Annotated in this window: 10 protein-coding genes; 6 read left to right on the top strand and 4 right to left on the bottom strand. The window is 43.3% G+C overall.

Annotated features, from left to right (window positions below):
* Window positions 1-102 precede the first annotated feature (102 nt).
* Complete coding sequence (locus AAGR14_RS15760; protein ID WP_342645196.1) at window positions 103-2,940, top strand: hypothetical protein; 2,838 nt, start codon at window positions 103-105, stop codon at window positions 2,938-2,940.
* On the opposite strand, the gene AAGR14_RS15755 is transcribed toward AAGR14_RS15760, so the two are convergent.
* From AAGR14_RS15755 to AAGR14_RS15740, 4 genes are all read right to left on the bottom strand, one after another.
* Window positions 2,937-3,692, bottom strand: a complete 756-nt coding sequence (locus tag AAGR14_RS15755; RefSeq protein WP_342645195.1) for a copper homeostasis protein CutC — start codon at window positions 3,690-3,692, stop codon at window positions 2,937-2,939. The genes AAGR14_RS15760 and AAGR14_RS15755 overlap by 4 nt on opposite strands.
* 89 nt (window positions 3,693-3,781) lie before the next feature.
* Window positions 3,782-4,792 (bottom strand): N(4)-(beta-N-acetylglucosaminyl)-L-asparaginase, encoded by a 1,011-nt coding sequence (locus AAGR14_RS15750; RefSeq protein WP_342645194.1) that lies wholly within the window; start codon window positions 4,790-4,792, stop codon window positions 3,782-3,784.
* 50 nt (window positions 4,793-4,842) lie between these two features.
* The gene (locus AAGR14_RS15745) at window positions 4,843-6,177 is read right to left on the bottom strand and encodes a dihydroorotase (protein WP_342645193.1); all 1,335 of its coding nucleotides are present in this window, start codon (window positions 6,175-6,177) and stop codon (window positions 4,843-4,845) included.
* 102 nt (window positions 6,178-6,279) lie between these two features.
* A complete protein-coding gene (locus AAGR14_RS15740; RefSeq protein ID WP_342645192.1) occupies window positions 6,280-7,356 on the bottom strand; it encodes an acyltransferase in 1,077 nt (358 codons plus the stop codon).
* Window positions 7,357-7,637: 281 nt separating this feature from the next.
* Here AAGR14_RS15740 and AAGR14_RS15735 point away from each other — a divergent pair, with 281 nt between their 5' ends.
* The 5 genes from AAGR14_RS15735 (at window position 7,638) to AAGR14_RS15715 (ending at window position 13,818) form a co-directional block, all read left to right on the top strand.
* Complete coding sequence (locus AAGR14_RS15735; RefSeq protein ID WP_342645191.1) at window positions 7,638-8,984, top strand: DEAD/DEAH box helicase; 1,347 nt, start codon at window positions 7,638-7,640, stop codon at window positions 8,982-8,984.
* Window positions 8,984-9,256, top strand: a complete 273-nt coding sequence (locus AAGR14_RS15730) for a hypothetical protein (RefSeq protein ID WP_342645190.1) — start codon at window positions 8,984-8,986, stop codon at window positions 9,254-9,256. Before AAGR14_RS15735 ends, AAGR14_RS15730 begins: the two co-directional genes overlap by 1 nt.
* Before the next feature lie 5 nt (window positions 9,257-9,261).
* Entirely contained in the window at window positions 9,262-9,591 is a 330-nt protein-coding gene (gene gldC, locus AAGR14_RS15725; RefSeq protein ID WP_342645189.1) for a gliding motility protein GldC, read from the top strand.
* Window positions 9,592-9,674: 83 nt separating this feature from the next.
* Window positions 9,675-10,094, top strand: a complete 420-nt coding sequence (locus AAGR14_RS15720; RefSeq protein ID WP_342645188.1) for a hypothetical protein — start codon at window positions 9,675-9,677, stop codon at window positions 10,092-10,094.
* 274 nt (window positions 10,095-10,368) lie between these two features.
* Entirely contained in the window at window positions 10,369-13,818 is a 3,450-nt protein-coding gene (locus AAGR14_RS15715) for a response regulator (RefSeq protein ID WP_342645187.1), read from the top strand.
* Window positions 13,819-13,821: the final 3 nt, after the last annotated feature.

Here is a 13,821-nt window from a genome sequence, read left to right as displayed (position 1 = left end):
TAACAGGCGGTAAAGGTAGCGAGTTTTCACTTAATGCCTGTCATGCTTATGTGAATTGAAGAAGCGTTGCTAAAATCAGCTTTTCTGTATAAATTCACACCGATGTGTAAGCCCATATTTAGCCGTATTCTCCTGTGCAGTCTTTTGTGTTTAGGCGTGTACGGCGCGAGTGCTCAGGAATTTGGCGGCAACCCGCCCTCGGTTAAATGGCAGCAGATTAATACCCCTGCGGCTCGTGTTATTTTCCCGGTTGGGTTGGACTCGGTTGGGCAGCGGGTAGCCGGGGTGGTGCAGCGAATTAATGACTTAACCAAACCCACTATTGGCTTTAAGCAACGGCAAGTTAACATTGTATTACAAAATCAGTTAATCACCACGAATGGTTATGTAGGGTTAGCGCCTTTCAGGAGCGAATTTTATGCGGTACCTGCTCAAAATAGCTTTTCGTTAGGCAGCATCAATATTGCCGAACAACTGGCCATACACGAGTTTAGGCATGTACAGCAATATAATAACTCAGATGTAGGTTTAACGCGGTTTTTGAGGACACTTTTTGGCGAGGCAGGGCAGGCCCTGGGTTATGCTTTGGCCGTACCCAACTGGTTTGCCGAAGGCGATGCCGTTTACAACGAAACGCATTTAACCAGCCAGGGGCGTGGGCGTTTACCTTATTTTTTTAACGGTTACCGCAGCTTATGGGCGACCGGCAAAAACTATAGCTGGATGAAGCTGCGCAATGGATCGTATCGCGATTTTGTGCCCGATTGGTATCCTTTAGGCTACATGATGATTGCTTATGGCCGCGAAACCTACGGCAGCCAACTTTGGAAAAACGTGAACCACGATGCCGCCGCGTACAGGGCATTTACCTATCCGTTCCAGCATGCGGTTAAAAAAAATACCGGTGTTAATTACACTCAATTTCGCAACGCTGCCCTGGGGAACTTTAAAAAACAATTGCTAACGCCCGAGCTGGAAGAAGGAGCAAGGCAATACCCCAAAAACCAGCACTTCATCGGCAACCAGGAATTTCCGGTTTACGCAGGTGTGAATAGTATCATTTATCGCAAGTCATCCTATAAAGAGCGTGCTGCCTTCGTTATTAAGACCGGGAATATTGAAAAACGCATCCGCTTGAGTGATTTTACGGTTGACGGTTATTTTACATACAATAACAACCAGATTATTTACTCGGTACGGCGACCAGATGTACGCTGGGGGTACCGCGAATACAATGAACTTAAAATTATTGATGTAGCTACCGGTTATCAGCGCACAATAACCCATAAAACCAAGTACTTTGCACCGGCTTTTAATCAGGATAACAGCCGCATAGTCACCGTAAACGTGCCGCCATCCGGAAAGTACAGTTTACATATTTTAGATGCTGCCACTGGTAAGCTGGTTGCAGAGGTGCCAAATCCGGGCAATGTGTATTATACTTATCCTAAATTTTATAACAATGAGCAGATTGTAGCAGCCGTGCGCCGGTTTGACGGGCGGATGTCGGTATCGCTAATTGATATTGCTACGGGCAAAATTACACCGCTCACTGCTGAGGATATGTCGCCCAAGGCTTTCCCGGTGGTACAAAAAAATACGGTTTACTTTACGGCAACTGCGGGCAACATGGACCGGCTGTTTGCAGTAAGCGTGCCCAATAAACAAGTATTTCAGCTCGATAACGACTCGTTGCGGCGTCTTATTGGTGGCTATCAGCCCGCCGTTGGTAGCAATAAAATTAGTTGGGTGAGTTTTAGCGCATTTGGGTATCGCATGCACGAGGCGGATAAAAGTACACTCAACTATCAGCCTGTGAGTGCCCCTCAGTCATTATCTGATTTTAAAATCCAATCGCTCCGGCAGGATTCTGCTGCCAATGTGTTAGCAGGCATCCAGCCATTAAACCAACCTGCCCGCAAGTATCCGAAACTTACGAGGCCTTTTAACTTTCACAGCCTCATTCCTAATATTGATGACCCGGAGTATTCATTTTCGTTATTGGGACAGAACATTTTAAACACCGTTGAAAGCGAATTATCATTCACTTATAACCGTAATGAAGGTTACAAGCAGTTTGGTTTTACCACCACTTACGGGGCTTTGTTCCCTTACCTGTTTACCAACGTAAATTATACCTTAGACCGGCGCGATTACGGGTTTGACCAAAACCGTAACCCTGTAGAAGTTAACTGGAACGAGACACGTTTACAAGCCGGGTTGAAAGTGCCACTGCTTTTTGCTGGCGGACGTAATTACACCCGTTTTAATTTTACAAGCAGTGTAAATTATAGCATTAATGATGTTAAACAAGAGGCTTTTAAAAACTCTTTACCCAACAACACTTACTTAAATAATTCGGTAACATTCACCAATCAAATTGCCAAGCCTTATCAGCTCATTTACCCGCAACTGGCACAAAATATCACCTTAACCTACCGTAACACAATTAATAGCCTTAACGCACATCAGTTATTAGCTTCGGGCACATTTTATTTTCCCGGATTAGTTGGTACGCATAGCCTGGTAATTAATGTAGCTCATCAGCGGCGCGATCGTAATTACACCATCTTCTCCAACCAGTTATCATTTTCGAGAGGGTATACCTCAGATAACCTTTACCGCACCTATAAGGTGGGGGCAAACTATCATTTCCCTATTGCTTACCCTGATGCCGGATTTGGCAACTTGGTTTACCTGTTGCGTTTAAGAGGAAACCTGTTTTACGACTATACCCGCGGGAACGACTTTTACCGAAATGGGACTACTTTTAAAGCTGATTTCAGGTCGGCAGGAGCAGAGTTGTATTTTGATACGCAGTGGTTTAACCAAAGCGCTATTACCTTTGGTTTGAGATACACCCGCTTGCTTGATCAGGATGTGTTTGGTGGTAACGGTCGTAACCGTTTTACGTTGATACTGCCGTTAAGTGTTCTTTAAGCCCGATAAGGCTCATTGGCGCGGGCAATGATAGTTCTGACACGCCCCTCATCAGTTTCATCAATTGAGTCTTCGGGTGATAGGGAGTTAAGCATAATAGCGGTGTTAGAGTACTGCATGGCGCTTGGCTTGCGCAATCGTGCTGATGAATGCACGATGTTTACCCCGGTAAAATGGATAAGATCTGCAACGTTGTTTTCGTTTACTCCGCTGCCCGGCATAATTTCTATACGGCCGGCTGCCTGCTGTATGAGCTGTACAATTTTGCTGGCGCCTTCCATGGCTGTTGTTTTGCCGCCAGACGTTAAAATGCAGTCGAAGCCCATTTCAATCACATCTTCAAGCGCCTGAAACAGGTCATTGCTCATATCAAATGCCCTATGAAAAGTGGTTTTTAACCCCGCTTTTTTGGCCAGCTTAACCAGTTCAGTGCAGCGGGCTTTGTCTACCGTGCCATCAGCATTTAATATTCCAATCACTACGGCATCACATTTAAGCAAGCTGCAAACTTCGATGTCGGCTTTTATGGTATCAAACTCATGCGCTGTGTACAAAAAATCACCTGCACGCGGGCGCAGCAACACATGGATTGGGATGTTTAACTCCCGGCGTGCTATTTTGATCAGCCCATATGAGGGAGTGGTGCCGCCCTCGGGTAAATTGTCGCAAAGTTCGATACGGCTTGCACCGCCTTTTTGCGCTGCAATAGCAGACTGTACTGAATTTGCACAAACTTCGAGCTGTATTTTCATGGCGGGTAAAATAGAAAGATGATTAGTTAGCGTATCAGTTTAAGTGGCAAATATTCTGGCGAAGCAGCAAGTTAAATGCGGAGTTGTAGTTAATAAAAACTCTTGCCGTCAATCAGCAGGTCTTGTTTGTTTTTATCACAAACTGCGTACGAAAATCCCTTTTGTATAGCATAAGCACCGTACTCACCTTTTTTATTAATAGCCAAAAAGCCTACCTGGATTTGCTTGGCTGTTTCGGGTTTCTTTTTAATAATGCGTTGTACGGCCTCTTTACAGGCCGCTTCCGGCGAAAGGCCCTGGCGCATCAATTCAACCACCAAAAAGCTGCCCACGTTACGAATCACTTCTTCGCCAACACCGGTTGAGGTGGCTCCGCCTACTTCGTTATCTACGTACAACCCTGCACCTATAATTGGGCTGTCGCCAACGCGGCCATGCATTTTAAACGCCATGCCACTGGTGGTACAAGCACCCGATATATTGCCTTTAGCATCAAGGGCCAGCATGCCAATAGTATCATGGTTATACTGGTTGCCTGGCAAGCCCTTGCTGTTTTCTATATTAATTACAGGCTTATATTCAGCTTTCTTAAGCCATTCTTTCCAGGCTTTTTCAGAGTCGGCCTGCAATAGTTTTTCTTTTTTAAAGCCCTGCTCCACAGCAAACTGGGTAGCGCCTTCGCCAACCAGCATCACATGAGGGGTTTTTTCCATCACCAACCGTGCTACCGATATAGGATGAGCAATATATTCCATAGCGGCTACCGCACCGCAGTTGCCATTTTCGTCCATAATACAGGCATCCAAGGTAACGTGCCCGTCGCGGTCGGGGTAACCCGAGCGGCCTACCGTGTGATTGGTAATATCAGCTTCGGGTATTTTAACGCCGGCTTCAACTGCATCTAATGCCCTTCCGCCGGCTGATAATGTTTTCCAGGCTTCCTGATTGGCAGCAATGCCAAAGTTCCAGGTCGAAATAACGATCGGAAAGCCGCCGGCAGTTGATGGCTTTGGCAATGAATTAGCCAGCAGGTTGTTAGATAAAACAGATAACGAAGCACCGGCAGCCGATAGCTTCACAAATTTGCGGCGATTATACATACAGCAGCGTTAATTATAGGGAACGTTATTTACAGGTGTGAAAATAACGATTATCGGTTAAATGTAAGCCGCTGACCGCGGTTTGTCTCGTTAAAATTACCTTCACTATAAACTACGTTACCCGATACCATTGTATGTATAATACTCGCCGGAAAATGAGTTCCTTCAAAAGGGCTCCATCCGCATTTATATAAAGTGTTCTCGGTGGTAGCCGTCCAAGGTTGGTTTAAATTTACTAATACCAAGTCGGCCCAGTAGCCTTCGCGAATAAATCCGCGTTTATCGATCTGAAAGCAGGTAGCTACGTTATGGGCTGTTTTTTCGGCAATTTGTTCAAGGCTTATTTTACTCTGCTGATGCAGAGCCAATAAGGCTGGTAGCGCATGCTGCACCAGCGGGCCGCCAGATGGTGCCTGCAGGTAAGGCTGCGCTTTTTCTTCGGTGGTGTGCGGCGCATGATCGGTCGCAATTATATCAATACGGCCATCCAGTACTGCTTTCAAAATAGCATCACGGTCTTGCGCTGATTTAACAGCAGGGTTCCATTTAATTAAGTTGCCCTTAGTGGCGTAATCATCTTCGGTAAACCAAAGGTGGTGTACGCAAGCTTCGGCAGTAATCCTTTTATCTTTTAACGGAATGCTGTTATCAAACAGCTCAGTTTCTTTAGCTGTAGATATATGCAGGATGTGTAAGCGTGCGTTGTGTTGTTTGGCTAGTTCAACTGCCATCGAAGAAGATAAGTAGCAAGCCTCTGTACTTCTTATTTTGGGATGATAATCAATCGTAATATTGTCGCCCAGTTGTGCCTTATAATAAGCTAAATTATTTTTTATGGTTTGCTCATCCTCACAATGTACAGCAATAAGCAGTGGCGATTGCGAGAATAAGTTTTCGAGCGTTTTTGGGTTATCTACCAGCATGTTACCGGTTGATGAGCCCATAAAAACCTTAATGCCGCAAACATTAGCCACATCGGTACGCAACACCTCTTCCAGGTTATCGTTGGATGCACCCATATAAAACGAATAATTGGCTAACGACTTTTGTGCGGCAATGGCGTATTTATCTTCCAGCAATTGCTGCGTAAGCGTATTGGGCACGGTATTCGGCATCTCCATAAAGGAGGTAATACCCCCAGCTACGGCAGCACGCGCTTCGGTATAAATTTCGGCTTTGTGCGTGAGGCCAGGCTCACGAAAATGCACCTGATCGTCAATGCAACCCGGCAGCAAGTGCAGGCCTTCTGCATTAATTACCTGGTCGGCAGGGGTGTTAATGGATTGATCAATTCGCTCAATAAAACCGTCTTTTACCAATACATCGGCCACAAAACGGCGGTTTTCATTTACTACCGTAGCAGCTTTAATTAATACAGTCGCCATGTAGCAAAGGTAAATGAGTAATTTAAATAACGGCTGTAAAAAATAAAAACATCAAAGCGTGTTTAACAACGCTGGTTTTTGAAATAGTATTTGACTGCCGCCTTAAGCAACTACTAACCGGTAACTTGGCTTGAAGCGCTTACGCAAGCGGGCAAATGGTTTTTCGATGAGGTAATGACAGCTTACCGCCAGTATTGCCGTTAAAATAGTTACAGCAATATAAAATACAATCGTATGCCCGCCCTCGCGCAAAAAAGATAAGGCACTGATGGCAATCATGTGCGTTAAGTAAATAGCGTAACTCAAGCGGCCAATCCAAACTAAAACAGCTGAAGACAAGAAAGACTTTAAAGGCTGATAAGTTTTAACGTTAATAATAGCCGGTACAATAATAAAAAGCGCCAGGCCCTGTATCGAATACCGCAGCGTATTACGGAAAAATTCGTTACGGTAAAACAAGCATCCGATGATGGCTACTAAAGCGATTATAAAAATCCTTTTATCTGCCAAAACTTTAGCAAAACTACCGGAGATATTTAAGTGCAGTAACAGGCTGGCTAAACAACCATACATAATCGAATCAAAACGGGTATGTGTTAGGCAGTAGGTGTAACGTTCGATGACGTCTCCACTGTTGCCATAAAGCATTGTACCCGAAATGCGCAGTGCCAGAGGGATAAACAAAAGCATCACCAACGCGCTTACAAAAAACTTAGGCGTTTTAGCCAAAATCAAAAACAGCGGTGGGAATAACAAATAAAAGTGCTCCTCAACAGCCAAAGACCATAGTATTTTACAGATAGGGGAGCTTTGCAACGGCTGATTAAAGAAATGATAATTTTCGTAATAGAATAATGATGCCCAAAGCTCGGCAGTATAAAAGTTGCTGCGGGTGATTATTAAATAGACCCCGTACAAAACCAGCATAAATAACAGGGGTGGGTAAAGGCGCAAAAGCCTGCGGGTAAAAAAGAGTTTAAAATCAATATCCCGATGAGTTATAAACTCATCAATTAAGAGGGTGGTGATCAGATAACCGCTGATGAAGAAAAATATAGTAACACCTAATCCTCCGGGTACAATACGCTCAAAACCAATATGAGCTATAAAAACCATCAGAATAGATATTCCACGCAAACCATCTATAGACGGTATATAGGCTGATAAGGATTTTGACATAATTAAAGTGTTCGATTCAGCAAAACAACTTTAATCGTTTGCTTCTTCAGGACGTATGTAAGGTTTTATGCGCTCAATAGCTTTATATTGGCTTTTACGGTATTAAAGCTTTTGTGTTTTAAATGTAAGAGGTTTATTTTGATAAACAAAAAACAAAAGGGTACTTAATTTACAGTTTAGGGCTTAAAGTGAAACGAAAGTTAAGCCTGATCAATGTCAAAGAAACAAGGCAATAAGTCGCAGCTTTACATCTTAGTAACTAAACTGTATCTTTGCGCGCTATGGGCGTACCTTTTGAAGATTTTAATTTTAACCGGCAAATTTTAAATGCGATAGCCGATGCCGGTTATACAGAAGCTACGCCGATACAGCAAAAAGCTATGCCGCCTATATTAAACGGGCAGGATGTAATGGGAATAGCGCAAACGGGCACAGGTAAAACTGCCGCTTATGTATTGCCAATTTTAATGAAGCTTAAGTATGCACAGGGCAATGATGCCCGGGCTTTAATTTTGGCGCCTACCCGTGAGCTGGCCATGCAAATTGAGGAAAATATTAAGCAGTTTGCCGTAAATACCGATTTGCGTACAGTTATTTTATATGGCGGATTAGGCCCTAAAACACAAATTGAGAACATCAAAAAAGGTGTTGATATTATTGTAGCAACGCCGGGCCGGTTCTTAGATATTTACCTGGCAGGCCATATTTTGACTAAGCCGCTGCAGGTGCTGGTGTTAGACGAAGCTGATAAGATGATGGATATGGGCTTTATGCCCCAGATTAACCGCATTTTAGAAGTAGTACCGCGCAAACGGCAGAATTTGCTGTTTTCGGCTACGATGTCTGATAAAGTGCAATTGCTGTCGGGTAACTTTTTAGAATTCCCAACCGTTGTTGAAATTACGCCGCAAGCTACGCCGGCTCAAACGGTAAGTCAGTATTTGTATTTTGTTCCGAACATCAAAACCAAAATTAACCTGCTTAAAAAGCTGCTGGACCGGGATGAGGACATCAAAAAGCTGATTGTTTTTTGTAAAACCCGTACCTCGGCCGAGGATGTATATAAATTTCTGGTGCGCAAATACGATGATGAACAGGTAAAGGTTTTGCATGCCAACAAGGGGCAAAATACCCGCATCAATTCAATCAACGCTTTTAAAACCGATGAGGTAAAGATATTGGTAGCTACGGATGTTGCTGCCCGTGGTATTGATGTTAGCAACGTAAGCCACGTTATAAATTTTGATGTGCCGATAGTTATTGAAGATTATGTGCATCGTATAGGCCGTACCGGGCGTGCCTTGCAGGCCGGTGAGGCCATTACGTTTTGTAACCCTGCCGAAGAGTATTATTTGGGAAAGATAGAAAAGCTAATCCGTCAGCCCGTTAGTGTGTTGCCTTTGCCCGGCGATGTTTTTGTAGAAGAAACACCTTACGAAGAACGGCAGGAGCAGGCCCGCGAAATTGATATGCAAAAACGCCGCGAAGATCCGGAGTTTAAAGGTGCATTTCACGACAAGAAAGAACGGGTGGAAAGAAAGCCTGTTTTGGGCCATAAGCAGCAGCTCGCCAAAAAACACGGTAAACCAAAAACTACCCGCGGTAAATCAATCCGAAAAAGAAAGTAATGAAATTTAAACTTACACCTTTAAATTTTGCCACGGCATTTTTTATTGTGCTTGCCTTAATTACCTGGCTATATAAACCGGTTAGCGTTACCGGCAACGACCTTAAGCAATGGACTGGTACTATTGCTTTGATCTTCTTCTTTTTTGGTATTGTGGCCTCGTTTTTAGACCTCATTTTTAGAAACTTTTTTCCGCAAACCAAAACCCTTTGGCTGGTCGAGATGAGTTTTATACTGTTCACGGCCGTTATTTATTTACTTGTTAGACATTAAACCCTATGAAAAGAGCTGAAATAAAGCTGATAGTTGATCTGGACGATAACAACGTACCCGAAAATATTACCTGGCAATCAACAGATTCGCAAACCCAGGAAGCGTTACCGGTAAAATCGTTTATGCTGGCCTTATGGGATCATAACTATAAAAACACCTTACGTATTGATTTATGGACTAAGGATATGCCGGTAGATGAAATGAAAAAGTTTTTCTTTGAAACATTGCAAACCATGGGCGACAGCTTTCTACGTGCCACCGGCGAAAAAAATATTGTAGAAGACCTGCGCGATTACTGTGCCCATTTTGCCGAAAAAATGGAAATTGATAAGTAATTATAACAAACTTCTTTCATACGTCATATCAGGTTAAAAGTGGTAGCTCATTACTTTTAACCTGATGTATACCAACCTACACCATGCAACCAAAAGCTTATTTATCATTTATTGGGTTTATCGTTTTTATGGCCGCTACCTGGTGCCCGTTGCTTCGTCCCTTCGGTATCATGAACTGGAACGCGTATGATTTAAATAAGCCTTACGGTATAGTAATGCTTTTGGTTGTCGTTATAGGCATCATAGCCATCATGTTAAAGCAACAGGGTTTAGCTCGTGTTGCAGCCTGGGCATCTTTAGTGTTGGCAATCTTATTCTTTATTGCTGCTCAGTTAAAAGTAAATACTACGTTTAGCTTTATCCCCTTTAAAGTGATGGCCGGGTTTCTGGCTAAGTTAATCAGATTTAAATGGGGCTGGTATTTACTGTTTGCCGGCGCTGTAATGAGTGTTCTGGGTACATTCAAGTCAGAGAACGACACAGAACCGAAAGCAATTCGGTAAACTTTTGGCTTCCGCCTTTTGCATCGTAAGTGGTCGAATAGTTTTTATGGTGCAATTTTTTTTTAAACGCTACGCAGTTCTTTGCCTGGTTCTGACCATTGGATTTAGGATAAGATCTATCATTGTGCGGTTTATTACCGTTAAACATGAATTATGGCGACATTGCATCGCTGTTTAACGTTTTGCTTAAACATTTTGTAGATTTATCCTTAAATTTGAATAACGGAAACCATTAACGTGGTTATTTCGTTAAAGCATCATCTTTAACCTATACATGTTTAAATTAAATTTTCGTACCCAAGTACTAACCGGGTTTGCTTTCTCTATTGTACTGGTTTTTACGGTAGCTATCTTCTCTTACCGCAGCATTAATCAGTTAAAAAATAATCAAACACAAGTAGAGCACAGCCAGCAAATAGTAAACACCTCGCATAAGGTGCTGCAATTACTTATTGATGCCGAAACCGGCATGCGCGGATATGCAGCCACCGGCAAGTCAAAATTTTTGGAACCTTACAACGCGGCCGTGCCCCAAATTAACCAGGCATTTGCGCGGTTGGAAAATTTGGTAACAAATGATGCTGACCAACAAGGGAACATTAACGCGTTGATTGCTGCGTGCAATAGTGCTTTGACACAAATGAAAACCAATATCGATACACGCGATGCATTTGGTTTAGAGTATATGGTGCAGCGTAACATGCTTTTAAATGGTAAAGCATTGATGGATAATGCCCGTGTTTCGATTGATAAAATTACGCTTGCTGAAAGTAAATCGCTGCGTTTGGGTAAAGAGCAAACTGCAGCGGCTGCCAGTGCTACTGTATTAACAATTACTGTAGGTTCGTTGGTTTTTCTTGTTATCATCATTGTCCTCTTTATCTATATTCAGAAAACCTTTGAGCAGCAGAAAAAAATCGAAGCTGAGATCAAGAACACCAATATTGAGTTAGGGAGGGTATTGGCCGAAAACGAAGATAAAAACTGGTTACTTACGGGCATAGGTGAATTGAACGAGAAAATGCAGGGGCAGCAGAATGAAAAAGATCTGTCGGACAATGTGTTAAAAGAAGTTTGCCGTTATACTGATGCCCTGAGCGGGACATTCTATTTATACGATGCTGAGAAGGATAACCTTAACCTTTATGCCTACTACGCATTTCATGATGTAAGCATGGTCAAAAAAGTGATCAGCATGTCTGAAGGGTGGTTAGGGCAGGTAGCTAAAGATGAAAAAGCCGCTACTATAAAAGGCACGCTTAACAATAAGTTACAGCTGCAAACTTCTATTATAAATCAGGAGCTTGCTGAAATATTGATTGTACCTTTCTTTTTTGATAAAAAGTTAATTGGCGTTATGGAGATTGCCTACCAGCAGGTAATTACGCCATCGCAGCATGACTATATCCTGGCCGCTGCCGACGATATTGGTATTGCCATCAACACAGCACAGGCGCGCACCATTATGCATGACTTGTTCGAAGAGACGCAGCAGCAAGCCGAAGAGTTGGAAGCACAACAGGAGGAAATGCGCGTTACCAACGAAGAGCTGCTCAACAAAACTGAGATGCTGCAAGCCTCGGAAGAGGAACTGCGCGTGCAGCAGGAAGAGTTACGCACTATTAATGCGGAATTGGAAGAGAAAGCCAGTTTGCTCGAGGAGAAGAACCAGGCTATTGAAGAAGCACGTGCAGCCATCAACTTAAAAGTAAATGAGCTGGAAACTACAGGCAAATACAAATCTGAGTTTTTAGCCAACATGAGCCACGAGTTGCGCACACCGTTAAATAGTATTCTGGTACTGGCCCGTATATTAAAGGATAACAAAACTGCTAACCTGAGCGACGATCAGATAAAATATGCCAGTGTTATATTTAACGCTGGTAACGATTTGCTGACCCTGATTAACGATATTCTTGATCTTTCAAAAATTGAATCGGGTAAACTGGAAATGCAGAACGATGACGTGCCGGTTACTGAGATACTGAAAGATGTGGAGCAATTATTTGCCGAAGTTGCCCGTAACAAGCAAATTAAATTCACAACCAACCTGCGCGATCTGCCCGATACAATCTTTACCGATAAAGTACGGGTAGAACAGGTAATTAAAAACATGCTCTCTAACGCCTTTAAGTTTACGCCTGAACATGGTGTAATAAGCGTTAATGCCAAACCAGGCAACAAGCCAAACACTATAAGCTTTGCAGTAAGAGACTCTGGTATTGGTATTGCACCCGAAAAGCAGAAGCTTATTTTTGAGGCATTTCAGCAGGCCGATGGGTCTACCAGCCGTAAATACGGCGGTACCGGTTTAGGATTGTCTATCAGCCGCGAGCTGGCAATTCTCTTAGGTGGCGAAATCAACGTAAGCAGTGAAGTTAATGTAGGTAGCGAGTTTACATTAACTATTCCGCTATTGGCCAATCAGGCGGTGCCTAAATCTGCCGAGGAGCCAACGTTGCCAACCGTTGAAAGTTATAACCAGCTCAGCGACTTTTTACAGCCGATACAAAGTGCACCGATGGCTCCGGGCCGCTCAATGCCTTTAGTAGTCATTGTTGAAGATGACCGCAACTTTGCCGATATCTTACATGACTATGCCCGTGATCATGGTTACGATTCGGTAATGGTAGCTGAGGGTACGCATGCCGTCGAAATTATAGAAGAAAAAATGCCCGACGCCGTAATATTAGATATTATGCTGCCGGGCAAAGATGGATGGCAGATACTTAAAGAGCTGAAAGCTAATGAAGCTACTGCCAATATTCCGGTGCATTTGATGTCAGCAGGAGAGGCCACGGCTAATAAAGTTCGCCGTGAGGGAGCAATCAGCTTTATGAAAAAGCCGATTAACACCGAAACGCTCGACAAATTGTTTACGGATTTGATGAGCCAGAGTGGTGTCCAGTTTAAGCAAATACTACTGGTAGAAGATCATGAGGCACAAAGCCAGGCCCTTAAAGAATTGATGCAAAAGCAAGGCATCACGGTAGACCAAGCATTTACAGGCGAGCAAGCCTACAACATGCTGAAGAATAACGATTACCAATGTGTAATCTTAGATTTGAATCTGCCTGATGAGTCGGGACTGGATTTGCTGGACCGCATTAAGGCTATCGATCGTTTTGCTGCATTACCTGTTATTGTAAACACTGCCATGGAGCTTGACAAAACATCAGTTAACCGACTGATGCAGTATGCCAACGCCATGGTGATGAAAACCAATAAATCGGCCGATAGACTGATTGATGAGGTTAACCTGTTCTTGCACAAAGTAAGTACCAACCCAGCACCGCAGGCAGCATCGGCCAGTAAAGCCCCTGTTACACCTGCAAAGGGCAAAGAAATATTAAAAGGCAAAAAGGTACTTATAGTAGATGATGATATGCGTAATATTTTTGCCTTAAGCAGTGCGTTGCAACAATACGACTTAAATGTTGAGATCGCTAATGATGGTGATGAAGCTTTAGAAAAGCTGGAAACTACCGAAGGCGTTGATATAGTGCTGATGGATATTATGATGCCGAAAATGGATGGCTACGAAGCCACCCGCCAAATACGTAAGCAAAACAAATGGAATAAGTTACCTGTAATAGCATTAACGGCTAAGGCAATGAAAGAAGACCGTGAAAAATGTTTGGCTGCTGGCGCAAACGATTATATCACCAAACCCATTGATATGGATAGGCTAATATCGTTAATGCAGCTATGGTTAGAGGGGTAATAC

The organism is Mucilaginibacter sp. CSA2-8R, assembly GCF_038806765.1.
Lineage (GTDB): Bacteria > Bacteroidota > Bacteroidia > Sphingobacteriales > Sphingobacteriaceae > Mucilaginibacter.
The sequence above is the reverse complement of the archived record's forward strand: the minus strand, read 5'-3'. Positions and strand labels throughout refer to the sequence as shown.